A 17,673-nucleotide genomic window follows, 5' to 3' on the forward strand; every position below is an offset into this window, starting at 1 on the left:
CTGCACCCTGAACCGTTCAGTGTGGCCCTTGTCAGGGGCCTGGTATCCTATGGTGCCTTGGGGGTGTTCGCCCCCTCGGCTGGCTGTTGCAACGGGCAAAGGTTTACGCGGCGGTGGTTAAGGTGTGGTGAGGGGTGCGCACGGTGGTGCGCCAACCTTGGCGCTGTGTGGCTTGACGCAGGTCGTCCGAGCGGCTGGGAATGGGCTGCGCGGCCCATGCGGCTTTGAAGGCTGCGACCAGCTCCCCTGCCCCGCAGCACAGTCGTGACGGCAATACCCTCCTGCGTAAAATGCATGGTTGTGTGTGAGGCCATCAACCACCAAAGCCCGGAGTCAAGGCTCGCAGAGCCGCCGGGCAGCGCCCGACCGCCCCATGGGCGGGCGCTTCTTCACTGTATTTCGATTCATAGGCCACACGCCAAAGCCGACAAATAAAATGCCAGTTACATGGGTTCCGATGCCCACCCGCGGTCGGGCGCTGCCCTTGTGTTGTGTCTGAACAGCAAAACGCCCCGCGGTTTCCCACGGGGCGTCTGGCGTTCCATCTGTCGGGCATCACACCCTGTCAGATGTTCAGCCTTTTTCTTCGATGATCTCGACCATGTGCGGGATCGAGTTGATCATGCCGCGCACGGAAGGTGTGTCTTCCAGTTCGCGCACACGGTGCATCTTGTTCAGGCCCAGGCCGATCAGTGTTGCGCGCTGTTTTGCAGGGCGGCGGATCGGGGAACCGATTTGTTTGATGACGATAGTCTTGGCCATGCTTATGCCTCCTCAGCCACTTGAGCGGACGACTCGACGTTGTCTTCACGCTTGGGCAGAATGTCAGCCACTTTTTTACCACGACGCTGGGCAACCGAACGAGGCGATGCCTCTTTCTTCAGGCCGTCCATGGTGGCGCGGATCATGTTGTACGGGTTTTGCGAACCGATCGACTTGGACACAACGTCCTTGATGCCGAGCATTTCGAAAACGGCACGCATCGGACCACCGGCGATGATACCGGTACCTTCTGGTGCTGTGCGCATCACGACCTTGCCGGCGCCGTGGCGACCTTCCATGTCGTGGTGCAGGGTGCGGCCTTCGCGCAGTTGCACGCGGATCATCTGGCGCTTGGCTTGCTCGGTGGCTTTGCGAATGGCCTCGGGGACCTCTTTCGCCTTGCCTTTGCCGAAGCCGACGCGGCCTTTTTGATCGCCAACAACCACAAGTGCGGCGAAGCCAAAGCGCTTACCACCCTTGACGGTTTTGCTGACGCGGTTGATCGCGACCAGACGGTCTGCGAATTCCGGTGTTTCTTCCCGGTCGCGGCGCGGGCCGCGGCGGTTTTCACGTTCTGCCATGAGAACATCCTTTTCATTGGTGGCTTGCGCCGAATGTATCAATCCTGGTGGGACAAGCGCCCCCGGATCATCGAAGCCGCCCCCTGCACGGGCAAGGGGCGGCTTGCGTTGGTCTTAGATTTTCAAACCACCTTCACGCGCAGCGTCGGCCAGAGCCTTCACCTTGCCATGAAAGAGGAAGCCGCCGCGGTCGAAGTATGCTTCTTCCACGCCTGCCTTCTTCGCGCGCTCTGCGATCAAGGAACCAACCTTGGTAGCCGCGTCGATGTTGTTTTTGCCAACAACGCCGAGATCTTTCTCGAGGCTGGAGGCCGATGCCACTGTGACACCATTCACATCGTCGATCAGCTGAACGCTGATGTTCTTGTTCGAGCGGTGCACCGAAAGGCGCATGCGCCCTGCGTTCACGCGACGCAGTTTGTTCCGGACGCGCAGGCGGCGCTTGAGGAACAGGGTCCGTTTGCTGTTTGCCATCTGTCTGGTCCTTACTTCTTCTTGCCTTCCTTGCGGAAGATATACTCGTCTTTGTATTTGATGCCTTTGCCTTTGTAGGGCTCGGGCTTCCGCCAGGCGCGAATGTTCGCAGCAACCTGACCGACGAGTTGTTCATCAATGCCTTCGACAATGATCTCGGTCTGCTTCGGCGCCGTAACTGTCACCCCTTCGGGCGGCAGATAGTCGACGTCGTGGGACAGGCCGAGGTTCAGGCGCAGGGTGTTGCCCTGCATCTGGGCGCGGTAACCCACACCATTGATCTCAAGCTCTTTTTTAAAGCCTTCGGACACGCCGGTGACCAGGTTTGCGACCATTGTGCGGCTCATGCCCCACTGCTGGCGCGCGCGCTTGGATGTGCCACGGGGCGTGATTTTCACGACGTTGTCTTCGACCGTCAGGGTCACATCATCCGTTGCCTTGAACGAACGTGTGCCTTTGGGGCCTTTGACTTCGATCGACTGGCCGCTGACCGTTGCGGAAACACCGCTGGGCAGGTTGACCGGTTTCTTACCAATACGAGACATGAAACCCTCCTTAGAATACGGTGCAAAGCACTTCGCCGCCAACATTGGCCGCCCGTGCACTTGCATCCGACATCACACCCTTGGGTGTAGAGACAATCGACACGCCCAGGCCCTGACGGACAACGGGGATGTCATTGACGCCCATGTAGACGCGACGACCGGGCTTGGAGACCCGCTTCAGTTCGCGAATAACAGGTTCGCCCTCGTAATACTTGAGGCTGATCTCGATGGCGGGATGGCCATCAACACCAGTTTTTGCTTCGTAGCCACGAATGTAGCCTTCGTCCGCAAGCACGTCCAGAACCCATGCACGCAGCTTGGAAGCAGGTGTCATGACGGTGGATTTGCCGCGCATCGAAGAGTTACGGATGCGTGTCAGCATATCTGCGATAGGATCGTTCATGTGATGCGCTCCTTACCAGCTCGACTTGACCATGCCGGGGATTTGGCCGCTAGAGCCAAGATCCCGCAACGCGATCCGCGAAATTTTCAGTTTACGATAATAAGCGTGTGGACGGCCTGTCAGCTGGCAGCGGTTGTGCAGACGCACAGCGCTGGAGTTGCGAGGCAGTTTTGCCAGCTTCAAGGAAGCGCGGAAACGCTCTTCCATCGGCTTGGATTCGTCGCTTACGATCTCTTTCAAGGCAGCACGCTTAACAGCGTACTTCTTGACCAGTGCTTCGCGCTTCTTTTCGCGCTCGATCATGGATTTCTTAGCCATATCTAAATCCTTCCCGCGCTTATGAGTTGAAGGGCATGTTGAATGCTTTCAACAGTGCCTTCGCTTCAGCGTCGGTTTTCGCCGTGGTGGCGATCACGATGTCCATTCCCCAGTTTTCATCAACTTTATCAAAGTCGATTTCTGGGAACACGATGTGCTCTTTCAGGCCCATGGCATAGTTACCACGCCCATCAAAGCTCTTGCCGCTAATGCCGCGGAAGTCGCGGATACGAGGCATTGCAATCGTGATCAAACGATCCAGGAATTCATACATCCGGTCACCGCGTAGGGTTACTTTCGCACCCAACGGCATTTCTTCCCGGACGCGGAAACCAGCGATGGATTTCTTGGCAATGGTTGTCATGGCCTTTTGACCAGCAATCGTTGTCAGATCTTCCTGAGCGGATTTGGCTTTCTTGCTGTCACGGACAGCTTCGGCACCACAGCCAATGTTCAAAACGATTTTATCCAGACGAGGAATCATCATTTCGTTCTTGTAGCTGAACTCTTCCTTAAGGGCGGCACGGATAGTGTCGTTGTAAACGCCCTTGAGGCGGGGTGTGTATGTTGCGTTATCAAGCATCGATCACGTCCCCCGTGGTTTTTGCGAAGCGGACTTTCTTGTCGCCCTCAACCTTAAAGCCGACGCGCGTTGCTTTGCCATTGGCATCAACTAGCGACAGGTTGCTTAGGTCGATTGGCATCGCCTTGGGAATACGGCCGCCCTGCGACGTCTGAGACTGACGCGTGGCGCGAATTGCCATGTTGATACCGTCTACGATTGCTTTGTTGGATTTTGGATCAACCGACGAGATCGAACCCGTCTTGCCCTTATCCTTGCCGGCAAGCACGATGACTTTGTCACCTTTGCGAAGTTTAGCAGCCATTACAGCACCTCCGGCGCAAGCGAGATAATCTTCATGAAGTTCTTTGCACGCAGTTCGCGAACAACTGGGCCAAAGATACGAGTACCTACGGGCTCGTTGTTGTTGTTCAGGATAACGGCGGCGTTACGATCGAAACGGATGGCTGTACCATCGTCGCGACGAACTTCTTTGGCAGTGCGAACGACGACGGCTTTACGCACGTCACCCTTTTTCACACGACCGCGAGGGATGGCTTCCTTGACCGACACGACAATGATGTCGCCGACGGATGCGTATTTACGCTTGGAACCACCCAGTACCTTGATGCACTGAACACGGCGAGCGCCGCTGTTGTCAGCAACATCCAGGTTGGTTTGCATCTGGATCATTTGGTTTCTCCCGACCTTTGGGGGGCGATGCGTGCCTGATCCCCAGGGTTTCGATTAATGTTGAGAGCGTAACTTAGGCGTCAGCGCCTGCGTACACTTCCCAGCGTTTTGTCTTCGAGCGCGGCGCACATTCGATAATGCGGACTGTGTCACCGACCTTGAAGGCATTCTGTTCATCGTGCGCCCGGTATTTCTTGGACTTACGAATGGTCTTTTTCAAAACCGGGTGCGTAAAGCGACGCTCTACATTCACGGTGATGGTTTGTTCGTTTGCGTCGGAGGTCACGACGCCTTGCAGGATACGCTTGGGCATGTCGGCCGTCCTTATTCAGCTGTGGCTGCGGTGGCAGCTTTTTGGTTCAGGATCGTTTTCACACGCGCGGCGTTGCGGCGTGCGGTGCGGATCTGAGCAGGGTTTTCCAGTTGGCCTGTGGCCTGCTGAAAACGCAGGTTGAAGCTTTCTTTTTTCAGCTCGGCCAGCTTGTCGCGCAGCTGGTCCGGCGTCATGTCGCGCAGTTCTTGGGCGTTCATCCCATTTTCCTTTCAACATCACCAGTAGGCCCCTGAGGGGTGACCATGATTCTGGTGGAGTTCATGATGAAAGGTGCCAATACGCGGGATGCACCCACATGGCAACCCCTATGGGGGATATGACGGGTGGAATGTCGTGTCGCGACCTGTGCGCGATTGATTTCGAAAGCGGCAAGCTGCTATCGCACTGTAAATAGATCCAACCAGCGAGACTGTCATGACCCAGAAAACCGCCCTTGTCACGGGTGCCGCGCGCGGCATCGGCCTTGCCACCACACGTTTGTTCATCGAGCAGGGCTGGCGCGTGGCCATGGTGGACCGCGATGGCGACGAACTGAACGATGTTGCCAAGGGCATCAACGAAGCGTCAGCCTTTGTCTGCGACGTGTCGCAGTCTGATCAGGTGGACCAGATGGTAACAGACGTGCGCGGCACCTTTGGCCGTATCGACGCGGTGGTGAACAACGCCGGTGTGGCCGATTTCGGCCCCATCGAAGGCACCGACTTTGCCCGCTGGCGCCGGGTGATGGAAACAAACCTGGACGGTGTGTTCCTGGTCTCGCAGGCCTGCATCCCGTCGCTGAAAGAAACCCGTGGCGCGCTGCTGAACATCGCGTCGATCTCGGGCCTGCGCGCGTCCACCTTGCGGGTGGCTTACGGCACATCAAAGGCGGCGGTGATCCATCTGACCAAACAACAAGCCGCCGAACTGGGCGAATACAGCATCCGCGCCAATTGCGTCTGCCCCGGCCCCGTGCGCACCAAGCTGGCGATGGCCGTGCATTCCCAAGAGATCATCGACGCCTATCACGACGCGATCCCGCTGAACCGCTATGGATCAGAGAACGAGATTGCCGAGGTGATCACCTTCCTGTGCTCGGACAAGGCCAGCTATGTCACAGGTCAGGTCGTCGCGTCGGACGGTGGATTTGAAAGCACGGGCGTTGGCCTGCCTGCCCTGCGCACCTGATCTTGCCGTAGACGACAAAGGGGCCGGTCGGCAGGCCAGAATTGCAGCCTGCCGACCAACCCCGCCAATCACATGCCAACCGCCATAGCGGGTTCCGGCGCCGTCAGGATGGTGATGTCATCCAGGGTCACGTCCAGGCTGTCGAGCCGAACCGAAAGCTCGACCTGCGGCTGCGTGTCTGTCGCCGCGAAGGTCAGGACCAGGTTGGAATATTCATATGTCTGCCCCCCGGAAGAGTAGGACACCTTATCAATCTCGTATGTCTCAAGCGTCCGGTCCTCTTCGCTGAGATCAACAATCAGGCTGTCTTCTTCGGGATCGAAGTCTTTGAACGAATTGATCGTGTCCTTGACGACATCAGGCGCATCCTCGGCGCCGTAGTCGACAACATCCAGCTTCATCTCGTACACATCGGCCCCTGCGCCGCCGTTCAGAAAAAAGCCGCCCCGCTCGCTGTCATAGATCGTCGGGGCTGCGCCGGTTTCGACATGCCCCACCAGATGATCGTCGCCCTCGCCGCCGTCCAGCACCGCTGGCGTGTCAATCAGCTCCGTATCCCCGCGATAGATCAGTTCGTCGTCACCCTCGCCACCAAACGCGTGGTCAGCCGATGAGGCATAGATGGTATCGTTGCCCGCGTCGCCGTTGATCGTGACACCCAACCCCAGGCTTTCGATCAGATCGTTCCCGTCGCCCGCGTTGATGACCAGATGCGTGTCGTTCAGGATGGTGACGCTGTCATCGCCCCCCAACAGGTCGATCTGCTGGGTCTCGTCAATCATCGCCTGCTCTTCCCGATTTTCGGCAACGGCAACCAGCGTGTCGGCCCCTTCTGTGCCGGTGACAACTTCATCACCGTCCAGCGTCAGCGTGACCCCCTCGACGGGCGTTTCGGGGTCTACCGGCGTTTCAGGGTCGGTGGGCGTTTCAGGATCGACAGGATCTGTCGGCGTCTCTGGTGTTTCCGGTGTTTCAGGCTCGTTGTCGTCCGTGGCGTCGTCAGACCCGTCAATCGCCACCGCGAAAAGCCCGAAACCCATTAGCGCCATCAATGCAAGTGCACCCATCGTGAAGTCCCTTTAACCAAATGTGGCATTTCCAAGCCGGATGCCGTCCAAAAATATGTGATTGATCACGAACGAGAAACAATCATAAGTAGAAAAACGCTAGCTACCCAGTCAGATAGAGTCAACGCAGTTTGCGGGGGCGGGCAATCTGTGATGTGGATGGCCGCGGGTGGCCTGCGGCCCCCGTTCGCCACTGCCAACGTCCTGCGCTAAGGAAAAACCATGTCAAACATCAAATCCCTCTTCGTCACCCGCCTGTATCATGCGCTGCTGTCCGAACACGGACCCGCCGTCGATGCGGACGAAATGAGCGCATCGTGCTATGCCATCGCCGAAGATGACGAAGCCGGACAGGACTGGTGCGAAGAGAACGGATTTCCGGGCTACACCTCTTATGCGTCGCTGACCGACCTGCCGTGGCGGTTCCCGATCTTTGCCGATCTGGTCAAGTCGCTGGACAAGCATGTGATGGCCTTTGCCAAGGACGCGGGCTTTGACCTGGACGGGCGCAAGCTGGTGCTGGAGGATCTGTGGATCAACATCCTGCCCGAGGGCGGCACCCATTCGGGGCACATCCACCCGCATTCGGTGGTGTCTGGCACCACCTATGTCGCCATGCCCGAGGGCGCCAGCGCCATCAAGTTCGAAGACCCGCGCCACGCCATGATGATGGCCGCCCCGCCCCGCGTCAAAGACGTGCGCGAAGAGATGAAACCGTTCATCTACATCGCGCCGGCCGTGGGTGACGTGCTGCTATGGGAAAGCTGGCTGCGCCACGAGGTGCCCATGAACATGAGCGAGGACGAGCGGGTGTCGGTGTCGTTCAACTACCGCTGGGAGTGAGACGCGGCGCGGAATACGTAAAGCTTAGGCCTTCTTCGCCGCCTTGCGCGCCTCTTCCTGCTCTTTCACCAGCGCCTTCTCTTCCTTGGTCATCTTGTTGCCCCACTGGTTGTTGCTAAGCCCCAGGTCGGCGGGCATGGGCTTTGTCTTGCCTTTCTTGACCGCGCCGCCCTTGTTCAGGAACTCGCGGATCAGGTCTTCGTCGGTGGTGGGCTTGGGGACTTGTTTCATCGCAGTGGCCTTTATGTCGAAAGCGGAACGTCGTCTGGGGGCACGGTAAAACGGTTTGACTGGGATGGCCATAGCCGTAGCCACAAAGGGTTGTGGTGGTTGAAGTTGGAAATAGCAAAAGCCCCCGCCGATCACGCGGCGGGGGCTTTTTATCTCTATCGGCTGACTGCGCCCGCGGGCGCAATCTTTACCAGTCCTCGCGGACAACCACGCGGGTTTTGATCGGCAGTTTCATCGCGGCCAGGCGCAGGGCCTCGCGTGCGATGTCTTCGCCGACGCCGTCGATTTCAAACATCACACGGCCGGGTTTCACTTTGGCCGCCCAACGGTCGACCGAACCCTTACCTTTACCCATACGAACTTCGATGGGCTTGGCTGTGACGGGAACGTCCGGGAAAATCCGGATCCAGACACGGCCCTGGCGTTTCATGTGACGTGTCATCGCGCGGCGTGCCGCTTCGATTTGACGTGCTGTAACCCGCTCGGGCTCAATGGCTTTCAGACCATAGGTGCCGAAGTTCAGGTCAGACCCGCCCTTCGCCAGACCCTTGATGGAGCCTTTGAACTGTTTGCGGAACTTCGTGCGTTTTGGTTGAAGCATCTCTCTTCCCCTTTAGCGACGGCCACCAGCGCCACGGGGCGCAGGACCATCCTGGAGTTCTTGTGCTTTACGGTCACGCGCCTGCGGATCGTGCTCCATGATTTCACCTTTGAAGATCCAAGTCTTGATCCCGATGATACCATAGGCAGTTGTCGCTTCGACGTGGGCGTAATCAATGTCGGCCCGCAGGGTGTGCAAAGGCACGCGGCCTTCACGATACCATTCGGTCCGCGCGATTTCGGCGCCGCCCAGACGGCCGGCCACGTTCACGCGGATGCCCAGGGCACCCATACGCATGGCGTTCTGAACCGCACGTTTCATGGCACGACGGAAAGACACCCGGCGTTCCAACTGTTGTGCGATGCTTTCGCCAACCAGTGCCGCGTCCAGTTCCGGCTTGCGCACTTCAACGATGTTCAGGTGCAGTTCGCTGTCGGTCAGGTTCGCCAGCTTCTTGCGCAGAACTTCGATGTCGGCGCCTTTTTTGCCGATGATCACGCCGGGACGTGCTGTGTGGATCGTCACGCGGCACTTTTTGTGCGGACGTTCGATGATCACGCGGGCGATACCGGCCTGCTTGCACTCATCCTTGATGAAATCACGGATTTTCAGGTCTTCCAGCAGAAGGTTCCCGTAATCCTTGGTGTCGGCATACCAGCGGCTGTCCCAGGTGCGGTTCACCTGAAGACGCATACCGATCGGATTGACTTTGTTACCCATCAGGCTTGCTCCTCGACTTGACGCACTTTGATCGTGATTTCGGCAAACGGCTTCATGATCTTGCCAAACCGGCCACGGGCGCGCGGACGACCGCGTTTCAGTGTCAGGTTCTTGCCAACCCACGCTTCAGCGACGATCAGTTCGTCAACATCCAGGTTGTGGTTGTTTTCAGCGTTCGCAATCGCGGACTGAAGGCATTTCTTCACGTCCTGCGCGATCCGTTTCTTCGAGAACGTCAGGTCGGTCAACGCTTTGTCGACTTTCTTGCCGCGGATCATCTGTGCAACCAGGTTCAGCTTCTGAGGGCTGGTGCGCAGCATGCGGGTTTTCGCCATGGCTTCGTTGTCGGCCACGCGGCGCGGATTCTTATCCTTGCTCATTTGCGTTTCGCCTTCTTGTCAGCGGCGTGACCGTAATAGGTACGCGTCGGGGAGAATTCACCGAACTTCTGGCCAATCATGTCTTCGGTGACGTTCACCGGGATATGCTTGTGGCCGTTGTACACGCCAAATGTGAGGCCCACGAACTGGGGCAGAATGGTGGAGCGACGCGACCAGATCTTGATCACTTCGTTGCGGCCGCCTTCACGCGACGCTTCGGCCTTTTTCAGGACGTAGCTGTCGACGAACGGGCCTTTCCATACGGAACGAGACATCTATTAGCGTCCCTTCTTCTTGGCGTGACGCGAGCGGATGATCAGCTTTTGCGACGCTTTGTTTTTGTTGCGAGTGCGAGCACCCTTTGTGGGTTTACCCCAAGGCGATACGGGGTGGCGACCACCCGATGTACGGCCTTCACCACCACCGTGGGGGTGGTCGATCGGGTTCATAACCACACCACGCACAGACGGGCGGATGCCCTTGTGACGCATACGGCCAGCTTTACCAAAGTTCTGGTTGCTGTTGTCGGGGTTCGACACGGCACCGACGGTGGCCATGCATTCCTGACGCACCAGACGCAGTTCGCCGGACGACAGGCGGATCTGCGCGTAGCCACCATCGCGGCCCACGAACTGGGCGTAGGTGCCTGCGGCACGTGCGATCTGACCACCCTTGCCGGGCTTCATTTCGATGTTGTGGACGATTGTACCGATCGGCATGCCGCTGAAGGGCATCGCGTTACCGGGCTTGATGTCAGCCTTTTGGCTCGACACGATCTTGTCCGCCACTGCCAGACGCTGGGGCGCGAGAACATAGGCTTGTTCGCCGTCCTCGTACTGCACCAGTGCGATGAACGCGGTCCGGTTGGGGTCATATTCGATGCGAACGACTGTGGCCGTCACGTCAAATTTGTTACGCTTGAAATCGACGATCCGGTAGAGGCGTTTCGCCCCACCGCCTTTGCGGCGCATCGTGATCCGTCCGGTGTTGTTCCGTCCGCCATTCTTGGTCAGACCCTCTGTGAGGGCTTTGACCGGGCGGCCTTTCCAAAGCTCCGAACGGTCGATCAGTACCAGCCCGCGCTGGCCCGGCGTCGTCGGCTTATACGACTTAAGTGCCATGTTTGCTGTCTTCCGTTTTGCTTGTCAGCGACCGGGGTCGCCGTGGTTGTAGGGCCCCGAAGGTCCCCGTTTGGAGTGCTCAAAGGTCAAGAATAATGTCTGGACCAGGAACAAAGGCAAAGCCCCGGACGAATCCGGGGCTGGTGCCGATGGGGTCGTTTAGGCGAGCACGCGGTTGGGGTCAAGCGGTAAGGCTTGGGAATATGGGGTTTGGGCGTTTCTGTGCGCCTAACGCCGTCCGGGACAAGGCGAAGCCGCCGGACGATCGTCGGCCCACCCCACGGGCCAACGACCGTCCGGCTTGAGTGTTACGGCAGCCCCAGCCCTCAAGCAGACCACTCAAGATAGGCCAGCCAGCACCTGGCGTGGAAAGTGGCCATATTCTAATATCAATTGAAGCTTAAGGTTTCCACTGACACGCGGTCGATAGCGGCCCTATTCTCTCAGACAAACCCGATATGTCAAAAACGAATTCAACCGGCCCCGAATAGGTGTCGTATGCCACCACCATCTTATCCTTTCCCAACAATCTTTTGATAAAGGGGATTGCTCGAGAGCCAGACCAAACACCGATCCCGTCACCGCCCCTCATTGTTTCCATCCACTGCTTTCGTATGGATCCATCATCCAGTTTATATTTTACATTTTGATCATCGGTTGTGTACCTATCAAACCCAATGAACAAGTTCGTGGAATTCTCCATGCATCTCACCCAAAGAGTCGCATGAATTGGCGAACCAATAGAATTACCTTCCGTATTTTGACTAATGACAGAGAGCCAGACATCCTTTCGTTCTTCGAGTGCGCTCTTTTCGTCCGAGTACCGCCATTGCTTTCCAGAAGGGCTTACAACAGGCAATTCTGCCGTCGGCACAGTTTCGACTGTCTTAGATGCCCCTTCCGCGGTGTCGTCAGGCTCCAAAGCAGTGTAACCTGTTACAAGGTCATAGCAGATGAGCCTATTGTCTGAGCCCTTCATGGCATGACAACGATTAATGTCTTTGGTTTGCGCAAATAGCGGCGAAACAGTGCAAAGAATGAAAAATACGGCAAACTTCATGATAGATCCTAGCAATGGAGTTTGCGAATAAACCCAAATTACACCGAAATTTTCAAGCACTTTATACCATTTAGAGACCACTAGGCTCCAACCTGGTATAAGAACAGATACTTATTGATGATCTCAAAACAGAAAAACCCCCGGCCACTTGCGCAGCCGGGGGTTTTCCCAATCAATACCGAACGACTTACAGTCCCGAGGACACGTCGATGGTGTTGCCTTCTTCGAGGGTCACGTAGGCTTTTTTGACGTCCTTGCGACGGCCGGGCTGGCCGCGGAACCGCTTGGTTTTGCCTTTGGTGATGGACGTGTTCACGGCCTTCACCTTGACGCCAAAGACGGCCTCGACGGCCTCTTTGATCATCGGCTTGTTGCTGTCCATCGCCACTTCGAACACAACCGCGTTGGCTTCGGATGCCATGGTTGCTTTCTCGGTGATGATCGGCTTGCGGATCACGTCGTAGTGGTTTGCTTTGGCGCTCATTTCAAACGGGCCTCCAGTGCTTCGACCCCTGCTTTGGTGATCACGAGCGTGTCACTTTTCAGGATGTCATAGACGTTAGCGCCCATCGACGGCAGGATATCCAGACCTTCGATGTTGCGCGATGCGACCAGGAACTCTTCGTTGACCGAAGCCCCATCAACCACCAGTGCGCGTTTCCAGCCCAGGTCCTTGACCTGCTTGGCCAGAGCGGCGGTTTTACCGGCTGCTGTCGCTTGGTCGATGATAACCAGTTCGCCCGCTTTCATCTTGGCGCTGAGTGCGTGACGCAGGCCCAGTTTGCGGAACTTCTTGGTCAGCTCGTGGCCGTGCGAACGCGGGGTCGGACCTTTGTAGATACCACCTTTGCGGAAGATCGGCGCGTTGCGGTCACCGTGGCGTGCGCCGCCGGTGCCTTTTTGGCGATAGATCTTCTTGGTCGAATAGGAGGTTTCCGAGCGGGTCTTGACCTTGTGCGTGCCTTGCTGGGCGTTGTTACGCTGCCAGCGCACGACGCGGTGCAGGATGTCGGCGCGGGGCTCAAGACCGAACAGGGCCTCGTCCAGCTCTACCGATCCGGCTTTGCCGCCGTCCATTTGGATGACATCGAATTTCATGCGTCACCTTCTTTCTTGTCTTCGGCGTCCGAGTTGTCGGCGTCCGAACCTTCGGCTGCGATATCAGCTTCTGCGGCTTTCAACGCTTCGGCTTCGGCTGCGGCTTGCTCTTCGGCCAGACGCTTTGCTTCTGCTTCGGCTTCGGCGGCGGCTGCTGCGGCGGCTTCTTCTGCGGCTTTGGCAGCTTCGTCAGCGGCCGAACGCAGGGCGGCGGGCAGGATAGCCGTGTCGGGGAACGGTTTCTTAACCGCGTCCTTGACTGTCACCCAACCACCTTTGGAACCGGGAACGGCGCCTTTGACCATGATCAGGCCACGGTCGCTGTCGGTGCGGATCACTTGCAGGTTTTGTGTGGTAACACGGGCAGCGCCCATGTGACCGGCCATTTTCTTGCCTTTGAAAACCTTGCCGGGATCCTGACACTGACCTGTCGAACCATGCGAACGGTGCGAGATCGAAACACCGTGCGACGCGCGCAGACCACCGAAGTTGTGACGCTTCATCGCACCGGCAAAACCTTTACCGATGGATGTGCCTGCCACGTCCACGTACTGACCTTCAAAGTAATGGTCGGCGATGATTTCCTCGCCCACGGCCAGCATGGCCTCGGGGTCAACACGGAATTCAGCAACCTTACGCTTGGGCTCAACCGAAGCGGCGGCAAAGTGGCCGCGCATCGCCTGGCTTGTGCGTTTGACTTTGGCTGTGCCCGCGCCGAGCTGAACAGCTGTATAGCCGTCTTTCTCGGGTGTGCGTTGGGCAACAACCTGCAATTTGTCGAGTTGGAGAACGGTTACAGGAATCTGTTTGCCGTCTTCCATGAACAGCCGGGTCATGCCGACTTTTTTCGCGATAACGCCTGAGCGCAACATATGATTACCCTCCTACGCTTACGATTGCAGCTTGATCTCGACGTCCACACCAGCGGCCAGGTCGAGCTTCATCAGCGCGTCCACGGTCTGGGGGGTCGGATCAACGATGTCCAGCAGACGCTTGTGCGTGCGGATCTCGAACTGGTCACGGGATTTCTTGTCAACGTGGGGGCCACGCAGAACGGTGAATTTTTCAATTTTGTTCGGCAGCGGAATGGGGCCGCGAACCGAAGCGCCTGTGCGCTTCGCGGTGTTGACGATTTCCTGTGTGGAAGCATCAAGCACCCGGTAGTCAAACGCCTTAAGGCGAATGCGGATGTTTTGGCTTTGTGCCATGTGCATATCCCTTGACTTGGGATTTCAACGGATTGGAGGAAGGACGCTCATCGCCCGCCCTCATCGCGTGTTGTGTAGAACCAAGAAGGGCACGCATAGGCGCACCCTTCTGATAATCTGGGCCGTTTACGAGGAGTCGTGTGCAAATGCAATGGGCATCTGGCAAAAACTTGCGTGTGTCTTAAACCATTTGTAAGGGTCAAGTTTGCATATTGCTGCCGCTACTCTATATTAAACAAAAAAATCAAGAAGATGTTTGAGCAGGTTCACATGATTGATGCCCTGAGAAAATTTTGGGGGGCCACGTTGGCCCCTATGTTGCAACGCCCGAAGCGTTTGCAAGTCGCTGCCCTGTGCCACCGCGTCAAAGGTGACGACACCGAGGTTTTGCTTGTGACCAGCCGTGACACAGGCCGCTGGATCATCCCCAAGGGCTGGCCGATCCGTGGCCTGAAGTCGTCCGAGGCGGCGTTGCAGGAAGCATGGGAAGAAGCCGGCGTGCGCAACAGCAAGGCAATCGAGGCCCCGATTGGCACCTATACCTATGACAAACGCCAGAACACCGGCTGGGACATGCCGGTGGAAACGCTGGTCTACTCGGTCGCGGTGAACGAGCTGAGCGAGGATTTCCCCGAAGCCCACGAGCGCACACGCCGGTGGGTGTCGCCCAGCGACGCGGCCGACATGGTTGCAGAGCCTGAATTGCAAATGATTTTGCGCCAGTTCTAAGGGCGCGATGGTCTCCCGCGCTTGATCGCGGGCGGTACATGAGGCAAGTACGGTCAACTGCAAAGGGACCGGACAGATGAGCAACACCGAAGGCGATCCGCGCCACCTTGAAACACTCGACCGCGATCTTGCGCGCTTTTCCAATGTTGAACTGGCCGCGCTTTATGTGTCGCGCCCGATGGTCAGCACCGGCATTGCGCTGATTTTCGTGGTGATGGCAGGGCTGGCCGCCGCCCTGTTCTTTGGCCAGGCCAACAATTCGATCATCGTCATCGTCGCCGCCTGTCTGGGCGCCTATATGGCGCTGAACATCGGCGCCAACGACGTGGCCAACAACATGGGGCCGGCGGTCGGGGCCAATGCGCTGACCATGGGCGGCGCGATTGCCATTGCCGTGGTGTTTGAAAGCGCGGGCGCCCTGCTGGCGGGCGGCGATGTGGTGTCGACCATCGCCAAAGGCATCATTGCGCCCGAAAGCATGGGCACCGCCGACACCTTTATCTGGGCGATGATGGCGGCACTGCTGTCTGCGGCGCTTTGGATCAATCTGGCCACCTGGGTCGGCGCGCCGGTGTCCACCACGCATTCGGTCGTGGGCGGGGTCATGGGGGCAGGCATCGCCGCCGTGGGGTTTGGCGCCGTGAACTGGCCCACCATGGGCCAGATCGCCGCAAGCTGGGTGATCTCGCCGGTATTGGGCGGGGCCGTGGCCGCGCTGTTTCTGGCGTTGATCAAATCCCGCATCATCTACCGCGACGACAAGATCGCCGCCGCCCGGACGTGGGTGCCGGTTCTGGTGGGGATTATGGCGGGGACTTTTTCCAGCTACCTGGCGCTGAAAGGGTTGAGCAAGGTCTTTAAGGTCGAGCTGCACACCGCCCTGTTGATCGGGCTGGCCATTGGTGTCCTCACATGGGCCGTGATGATTCCGCTGATCCGCAAACAGTCCGAAGGGCTGGAAAACCGCAACAAATCACTGAAGGTGCTGTTCGGCATCCCCTTGATCGTCTCGGCCGCCCTGCTCAGCTTTGCGCACGGGGCCAATGATGTGGCGAATGCCGTGGGGCCGCTGGCCGCCATCGTGCAGGCCTCGGGCACCGGCAGCTTTACCGCAGCGGTCAGCATCCCGACGTGGGTGATGGTCATGGGGGCCTTTGGCATCTCGTTCGGTCTGTTCCTGTTCGGTCCCAAGCTGATCCGCATGGTCGGTGGCCAAATTACCAAGCTGAACCCGATGCGCGCCTATTGCGTGGCGCTGTCGGCGGCGATCACAGTGATCGTGGCAAGCTGGCTGGGCCTGCCGGTCAGCTCGACCCACATCGCGGTGGGTGGTGTATTCGGCGTCGGATTCTTCCGCGAATGGGACGCAGAACGGCGCATCCGCAAGGCGAAACTGGCAATGCCCGACCGTCCCCGCTATGCGCCCGAGGAACGCCGCCGCCGCAAGCTGGTGCGCCGGTCACATTTCATGACCATCATTGCCGCTTGGGTCATCACCGTGCCTGCCGCCGCGATACTGTCTGCGGTGATCTTCTTTGGCATCCGGACCGTGGCCGGATAGGCCCGCACTGGGCGCGACATGGCAAAGGTGATTCGCCGCCCGTGCCGCGCCCAAAATGTAAAACGTGGACAATTCTGCCGGTTTGCAATGATTGATCCAATGCCAGAAACCGGCCCGCAAATTTAATCTCTGAATTGGCCGATTTCCGGCACTTAAACCGCACGACGCCTCGCTTGGTTATCGCAATACGTGTAAAGTTGTGCAACCGGACCACCGTGGGTAACGCCCTACAGGGGGCACAGCCCACCAACTGCGGTGTCCGGCCCCGGCAGGGCTGCCGATACCGGTTCCCCTTGCCGCAATGACGTGAACACGCATCGCCCGCGGGCAAAATCGCCACGGGCCAGCCTCGCACCAGTGGAGCCATGACGATGAGCCATCCGAGCACCCCGAACCAGACCCAAACCAACACCCGATCGAACGGGCTGGGCACAGACATCAAAATGACCGCCGTTCCCGATCTGGAACGCCGCATGGTCAGCTTTACCCCCGGCACGCAAATCTCGACCCGCAAGGGGTTGGTCGCCATCGAAACCCTTGAAGTGGGCGACGATGTGATCACCCGCGAACGTGGCTATCAGCCGATCCGCTGGATCGGGTCCAGCCGCCTGACCGCTGCCGAACTGGAACAGAACCCGCAACTGCAACCCGTGCTGATCCGCGCCGATGCGCTGGGGAAACAGCAACCGCTGCGCGACACCTTGCTGACCCCCAACCAGCGCATCCTGATCGCCAAACCCGAAGACGACGACACCGACACACCCGAAGCGCTGGTCAAGATCGCCACCCTGCTGGGACAGCCCGGCATCGAGCGGGTCATCGCGTCGGATGTGACCTATATCCATCTGGTTTTTGACCTGCATCCGGTGGTGATGGGCGACGGCATCTGGTCCGACAGCCTGCAACCGGGCAACACCAAGGCCAAGCACGCCGACACACGTGGCGCGGTTGTGGACCTGTTCCCCGAACTCAACCCGACCGCATCGGACAGCGCCACCATCTACGCCCAGGCCGCCGCCGAGAAGGAATACGCGCAGCGTCTGTCAGACCAGCCGCAGAACTAGGATCAAACCCATTCAGTCGGCCCAACCGGGCTGAAATGCAAAAAGGCCGCAGCGGGTGCTGCGGCCTTTTCTATTGCGGCGTCATGCGGGCCGACAGGCCCGCAAAACGGCTTACTCGACGATTTTCGACACCACGCCGGCGCCGACGGTG

General features: G+C 58.3%; 28 protein-coding genes. 5 read left to right on the plus strand and 23 right to left on the minus strand.

What is annotated here, in order from left to right:
• Positions 1 to 573 precede the first annotated feature (573 nt).
• The 11 genes from rpmD to rpmC all read right to left on the minus strand — a co-directional run bounded on the left by rpmD (position 574) and on the right by rpmC (position 4,869).
• Positions 574 to 762, minus strand: a complete 189-nt coding sequence (gene rpmD, locus AAC077_RS13015) for a 50S ribosomal protein L30 (RefSeq protein ID WP_028957254.1) — start codon at positions 760 to 762, stop codon at positions 574 to 576.
• Positions 763 to 764: 2 nt separating this feature from the next.
• Positions 765 to 1,343 (minus strand): 30S ribosomal protein S5, encoded by a 579-nt coding sequence (gene rpsE / locus AAC077_RS13020; RefSeq protein ID WP_231035683.1) that lies wholly within the window; start codon positions 1,341 to 1,343, stop codon positions 765 to 767.
• A 114-nt stretch (positions 1,344 to 1,457) separates the two neighbouring features.
• Positions 1,458 to 1,817 (minus strand): 50S ribosomal protein L18, encoded by a 360-nt coding sequence (gene rplR / locus AAC077_RS13025; protein WP_339770250.1) that lies wholly within the window; start codon positions 1,815 to 1,817, stop codon positions 1,458 to 1,460.
• Between the two features lie 11 nt (positions 1,818 to 1,828).
• Complete coding sequence (gene rplF, locus AAC077_RS13030; protein WP_339770304.1) at positions 1,829 to 2,362, minus strand: 50S ribosomal protein L6; 534 nt, start codon at positions 2,360 to 2,362, stop codon at positions 1,829 to 1,831.
• Between the two features lie 10 nt (positions 2,363 to 2,372).
• A complete protein-coding gene (gene rpsH / locus AAC077_RS13035; protein ID WP_339770252.1) occupies positions 2,373 to 2,765 on the minus strand; it encodes a 30S ribosomal protein S8 in 393 nt (130 codons plus the stop codon).
• A 12-nt stretch (positions 2,766 to 2,777) separates the two neighbouring features.
• A complete protein-coding gene (rpsN, locus tag AAC077_RS13040) occupies positions 2,778 to 3,083 on the minus strand; it encodes a 30S ribosomal protein S14 (RefSeq protein WP_093922179.1) in 306 nt (101 codons plus the stop codon).
• Between the two features lie 19 nt (positions 3,084 to 3,102).
• Complete coding sequence (gene rplE, locus AAC077_RS13045) at positions 3,103 to 3,666, minus strand: 50S ribosomal protein L5 (protein WP_339770256.1); 564 nt, start codon at positions 3,664 to 3,666, stop codon at positions 3,103 to 3,105.
• Positions 3,659 to 3,970: a 50S ribosomal protein L24 gene (gene rplX / locus AAC077_RS13050; protein ID WP_339770258.1), complete on the minus strand. Its 312-nt coding sequence runs from the start codon at positions 3,968 to 3,970 to the stop codon at positions 3,659 to 3,661. The genes rplE and rplX overlap by 8 nt, the downstream gene beginning before the upstream one ends.
• Positions 3,970 to 4,338: a 50S ribosomal protein L14 gene (gene rplN, locus AAC077_RS13055; RefSeq protein WP_007118848.1), complete on the minus strand. Its 369-nt coding sequence runs from the start codon at positions 4,336 to 4,338 to the stop codon at positions 3,970 to 3,972. Before rplN ends, rplX begins: the two co-directional genes overlap by 1 nt.
• A gap of 73 nt (positions 4,339 to 4,411) precedes the next feature.
• Positions 4,412 to 4,651, minus strand: a complete 240-nt coding sequence (rpsQ, locus tag AAC077_RS13060) for a 30S ribosomal protein S17 (protein ID WP_089421180.1) — start codon at positions 4,649 to 4,651, stop codon at positions 4,412 to 4,414.
• 11 nt (positions 4,652 to 4,662) lie between these two features.
• Positions 4,663 to 4,869: a 50S ribosomal protein L29 gene (gene rpmC, locus AAC077_RS13065; RefSeq protein ID WP_028957245.1), complete on the minus strand. Its 207-nt coding sequence runs from the start codon at positions 4,867 to 4,869 to the stop codon at positions 4,663 to 4,665.
• Positions 4,870 to 5,086: 217 nt separating this feature from the next.
• On the opposite strand from rpmC, the gene AAC077_RS13070 reads away from it, so the two are divergent.
• Complete coding sequence (locus AAC077_RS13070) at positions 5,087 to 5,839, plus strand: SDR family NAD(P)-dependent oxidoreductase (RefSeq protein WP_339770265.1); 753 nt, start codon at positions 5,087 to 5,089, stop codon at positions 5,837 to 5,839.
• A 68-nt stretch (positions 5,840 to 5,907) separates the two neighbouring features.
• Here AAC077_RS13070 and AAC077_RS13075 read toward each other — a convergent pair whose 3' ends face one another.
• Positions 5,908 to 6,906, minus strand: a complete 999-nt coding sequence (locus tag AAC077_RS13075) for a hypothetical protein (RefSeq protein WP_339770267.1) — start codon at positions 6,904 to 6,906, stop codon at positions 5,908 to 5,910.
• A 222-nt stretch (positions 6,907 to 7,128) separates the two neighbouring features.
• Here AAC077_RS13075 and AAC077_RS13080 point away from each other — a divergent pair, with 222 nt between their 5' ends.
• The gene (locus AAC077_RS13080; protein ID WP_339770269.1) at positions 7,129 to 7,749 is read left to right on the plus strand and encodes a 2OG-Fe(II) oxygenase family protein; all 621 of its coding nucleotides are present in this window, start codon (positions 7,129 to 7,131) and stop codon (positions 7,747 to 7,749) included.
• Between the two features lie 24 nt (positions 7,750 to 7,773).
• Here the strand turns inward: AAC077_RS13080 and AAC077_RS13085 are convergent, their stop codons facing one another.
• From AAC077_RS13085 to rpsJ, 11 genes are all read right to left on the minus strand, one after another.
• The gene (locus AAC077_RS13085) at positions 7,774 to 7,980 is read right to left on the minus strand and encodes a hypothetical protein (RefSeq protein WP_224557684.1); all 207 of its coding nucleotides are present in this window, start codon (positions 7,978 to 7,980) and stop codon (positions 7,774 to 7,776) included.
• Between the two features lie 187 nt (positions 7,981 to 8,167).
• Positions 8,168 to 8,581: a 50S ribosomal protein L16 gene (gene rplP / locus AAC077_RS13090; RefSeq protein WP_114292531.1), complete on the minus strand. Its 414-nt coding sequence runs from the start codon at positions 8,579 to 8,581 to the stop codon at positions 8,168 to 8,170.
• A gap of 12 nt (positions 8,582 to 8,593) precedes the next feature.
• Entirely contained in the window at positions 8,594 to 9,301 is a 708-nt protein-coding gene (rpsC, locus tag AAC077_RS13095) for a 30S ribosomal protein S3 (RefSeq protein ID WP_028957240.1), read from the minus strand.
• Positions 9,301 to 9,681 (minus strand): 50S ribosomal protein L22, encoded by a 381-nt coding sequence (gene rplV / locus AAC077_RS13100; protein WP_037915861.1) that lies wholly within the window; start codon positions 9,679 to 9,681, stop codon positions 9,301 to 9,303. Before rplV ends, rpsC begins: the two co-directional genes overlap by 1 nt.
• The gene (rpsS, locus tag AAC077_RS13105; RefSeq protein ID WP_028957238.1) at positions 9,678 to 9,956 is read right to left on the minus strand and encodes a 30S ribosomal protein S19; all 279 of its coding nucleotides are present in this window, start codon (positions 9,954 to 9,956) and stop codon (positions 9,678 to 9,680) included. The genes rplV and rpsS overlap by 4 nt, the downstream gene beginning before the upstream one ends.
• Positions 9,957 to 9,959: 3 nt before the next feature.
• Positions 9,960 to 10,802 (minus strand): 50S ribosomal protein L2, encoded by an 843-nt coding sequence (rplB, locus tag AAC077_RS13110; protein ID WP_339770274.1) that lies wholly within the window; start codon positions 10,800 to 10,802, stop codon positions 9,960 to 9,962.
• A gap of 400 nt (positions 10,803 to 11,202) precedes the next feature.
• Positions 11,203 to 11,862, minus strand: coding sequence for a type VI secretion system-associated protein TagO (locus AAC077_RS13115; RefSeq protein WP_339770275.1), 660 nt, complete (start codon positions 11,860 to 11,862; stop codon positions 11,203 to 11,205).
• Positions 11,863 to 12,049: 187 nt separating this feature from the next.
• The gene (locus AAC077_RS13120) at positions 12,050 to 12,346 is read right to left on the minus strand and encodes a 50S ribosomal protein L23 (RefSeq protein WP_028957236.1); all 297 of its coding nucleotides are present in this window, start codon (positions 12,344 to 12,346) and stop codon (positions 12,050 to 12,052) included.
• Positions 12,343 to 12,960 (minus strand): 50S ribosomal protein L4, encoded by a 618-nt coding sequence (rplD, locus tag AAC077_RS13125; RefSeq protein ID WP_339770277.1) that lies wholly within the window; start codon positions 12,958 to 12,960, stop codon positions 12,343 to 12,345. The genes AAC077_RS13120 and rplD overlap by 4 nt, the downstream gene beginning before the upstream one ends.
• Complete coding sequence (rplC, locus tag AAC077_RS13130) at positions 12,957 to 13,832, minus strand: 50S ribosomal protein L3 (RefSeq protein WP_114292537.1); 876 nt, start codon at positions 13,830 to 13,832, stop codon at positions 12,957 to 12,959. The genes rplD and rplC overlap by 4 nt, the downstream gene beginning before the upstream one ends.
• Before the next feature lie 18 nt (positions 13,833 to 13,850).
• Complete coding sequence (gene rpsJ, locus AAC077_RS13135; protein WP_005849850.1) at positions 13,851 to 14,168, minus strand: 30S ribosomal protein S10; 318 nt, start codon at positions 14,166 to 14,168, stop codon at positions 13,851 to 13,853.
• Positions 14,169 to 14,438: 270 nt separating this feature from the next.
• Between rpsJ and AAC077_RS13140 the strand changes: the two genes are divergently transcribed.
• From AAC077_RS13140 to AAC077_RS13150, 3 genes are all read left to right on the plus strand, one after another.
• Positions 14,439 to 14,897, plus strand: coding sequence for an NUDIX hydrolase (locus AAC077_RS13140; protein ID WP_339770280.1), 459 nt, complete (start codon positions 14,439 to 14,441; stop codon positions 14,895 to 14,897).
• Positions 14,898 to 14,973: 76 nt separating this feature from the next.
• Positions 14,974 to 16,458 (plus strand): inorganic phosphate transporter, encoded by a 1,485-nt coding sequence (locus AAC077_RS13145; protein ID WP_339770282.1) that lies wholly within the window; start codon positions 14,974 to 14,976, stop codon positions 16,456 to 16,458.
• Positions 16,459 to 16,829: 371 nt separating this feature from the next.
• Positions 16,830 to 17,522, plus strand: a complete 693-nt coding sequence (locus AAC077_RS13150; RefSeq protein ID WP_339770284.1) for a Hint domain-containing protein — start codon at positions 16,830 to 16,832, stop codon at positions 17,520 to 17,522.
• The last annotated feature ends 151 nt before the right edge of the window (positions 17,523 to 17,673 follow it).

Source organism: uncultured Pseudosulfitobacter sp. (assembly GCF_963976325.1).
GTDB lineage: Bacteria > Pseudomonadota > Alphaproteobacteria > Rhodobacterales > Rhodobacteraceae > Pseudosulfitobacter.